The sequence below is a fragment of the Nocardia jiangsuensis genome, from assembly GCF_042650385.1.
In the GTDB taxonomy this organism is placed as follows: Bacteria; Actinomycetota; Actinomycetes; order Mycobacteriales; family Mycobacteriaceae; genus Nocardia; species Nocardia jiangsuensis.
Window position 1 is genome coordinate 1 of sequence record NZ_JBHSAX010000012.1, and the last position, 2559, is coordinate 2559.

The 2559-nt window shown below is 56.9% G+C and carries 2 rRNA genes; both read right to left on the minus strand.

Going from position 1 to position 2559, the window contains the following annotated elements:
• Positions 1-633: ribosomal RNA gene (locus tag ACFO0B_RS11630) — 23S ribosomal RNA — on the minus strand; the annotation flags it as partial.
• Positions 634-896: 263 nt separating this feature from the next.
• Positions 897-2415: ribosomal RNA gene (locus tag ACFO0B_RS11635) — 16S ribosomal RNA — on the minus strand.
• Between the last annotated feature and the right edge of the window lie 144 nt (positions 2416-2559).

Here is a 2559-nt window from a genome sequence, read left to right on the forward strand (position 1 = left end):
GCACAGGCTCTGACGGATTGTAAGCGTCCGGTTTCAGGTACTATTTCACTCCCCTCCCGGGGTACTTTTCACCTTTCCCTCACGGTACTAGTCCGCTATCGGTCACCAGGGAGTATTCAGGCTTACCGGGTGGTCCCGGCAGATTCACAGCAGATTTCACGGGCCCGCTGCTACTCGGGCATCACCTACGACAGGGAACATGTTTTCGTCTACCGGACTCTCACCGTCTACGGTCGGCCATCCCAGACCACTTCGACTAACACGAACCTTTCTGACTGTCGCCCAGCTCGGCAGAACCGGGAAAAATGACCCCACGACCCCGCATAGACAACGCCTGCCGGCTATCACATCTACACGGTTTAGCCTCATCCGCTTTCGCTCGCCACTACTCACGGAATCACTGTTGTTTTCTCTTCCTGCGGGTACTGAGATGTTTCACTTCCCCGCGTTCCCTCCACACACCCTATACATTCAGATGCGGGTGACACGACATCACTCGTGCCGGGTTTCCCCATTCGGACATCCTCGGATCACAGCTCGGTTGACAGCTCCCCGAGGCTTATCGCAGCCTCCTACGTCCTTCATCGGCTCCTGGTGCCAAGGCATCCACCGAACGCTCTTAAACACTTACAAACAAAGATGCTCGCGTCCACTGTACAGTTCTCAAACAACACACAAGACTCAATCTCGACTCAGCACCAGCCAGGGCACAAACCCCGCGGTATGACTGAAGACCGGTCTTGTCGTATTCTTCTTCTCCGAAAAAACTCGCTTCCGCGTGTTCTTTCAGGACCCAACAGTGTGTCGATATAGCAGTCCGAGGACTGCGGCGTCAGCGTTCCACCCGTGAGCAACACCGGGCCACACTCGGACCCGAAATGCTATGTGCTCCTTAGAAAGGAGGTGATCCAGCCGCACCTTCCGGTACGGCTACCTTGTTACGACTTCGTCCCAATCGCCGATCCCACCTTCGACGGCTCCCTCCCACAAGGGGTTAGGCCACCGGCTTCGGGTGTTACCGACTTTCATGACGTGACGGGCGGTGTGTACAAGGCCCGGGAACGTATTCACCGCAGCGTTGCTGATCTGCGATTACTAGCGACTCCAACTTCACGGGGTCGAGTTGCAGACCCCGATCCGAACTGAGACCGGCTTTAAGGGATTCGCTCCACCTCACGGTATCGCAGCCCTCTGTACCGGCCATTGTAGCATGTGTGAAGCCCTGGACATAAGGGGCATGATGACTTGACGTCGTCCCCACCTTCCTCCGAGTTGACCCCGGCAGTCTCCTGCAAGTCCCCGGCATAACCCGCTGGCAATACAGGACAAGGGTTGCGCTCGTTGCGGGACTTAACCCAACATCTCACGACACGAGCTGACGACAGCCATGCACCACCTGTACACCGACCACAAGGGGGCCTACATCTCTGCAGGTTTCCGGTGTATGTCAAACCCAGGTAAGGTTCTTCGCGTTGCATCGAATTAATCCACATGCTCCGCCGCTTGTGCGGGCCCCCGTCAATTCCTTTGAGTTTTAGCCTTGCGGCCGTACTCCCCAGGCGGGGTACTTAATGCGTTAGCTACGGCACGGATCCCGTGGAAGGAAACCCACACCTAGTACCCACCGTTTACGGCGTGGACTACCAGGGTATCTAATCCTGTTCGCTACCCACGCTTTCGCTTCTCAGCGTCAGTTACTTCCCAGAGACCCGCCTTCGCCACCGGTGTTCCTCCTGATATCTGCGCATTTCACCGCTACACCAGGAATTCCAGTCTCCCCTGAAGTACTCAAGTCTGCCCGTATCGCCCGCAAGCTTGGGGTTGAGCCCCAAGTTTTCACGGACGACGCGACAGACCGCCTACAAGCTCTTTACGCCCAGTAATTCCGGACAACGCTCGCACCCTACGTATTACCGCGGCTGCTGGCACGTAGTTGGCCGGTGCTTCTTCTACAGGTACCGTCACTTGCGCTTCGTCCCTGTCGAAAGAGGTTTACAACCCGAAGGCCGTCATCCCTCACGCGGCGTCGCTGCATCAGGCTTTCGCCCATTGTGCAATATTCCCCACTGCTGCCTCCCGTAGGAGTCTGGGCCGTGTCTCAGTCCCAGTGTGGCCGGTCGCCCTCTCAGGCCGGCTACCCGTCGTCGCCTTGGTAGGCCATTACCCCACCAACAAGCTGATAGGCCGCGGGCCCATCTCACACCGATAAATCTTTCCACCCAAGGCCATGCGACCGAAGGTCCTATCCGGTATTAGACCCAGTTTCCCAGGCTTATCCCAGAGTGCGAGGCAGATCACCCACGTGTTACTCACCCGTTCGCCGCTCGTGTACCCCGAAAGGCCTTACCGCTCGACTTGCATGTGTTAAGCACGCCGCCAGCGTTCGTCCTGAGCCAGGATCAAACTCTCCGTTGAAGACTCACAACCACACCCCCGAAAGGGCGCAATCGAAAGAAAAACGCGAGTCCGAAAACCCAGCAAAACAAAACGCCAGCAAAAAATTGCTGACTAAATGTCCCGACCCTCACACGGGGGTGCAAGAAATCGAGAACCAAAAAA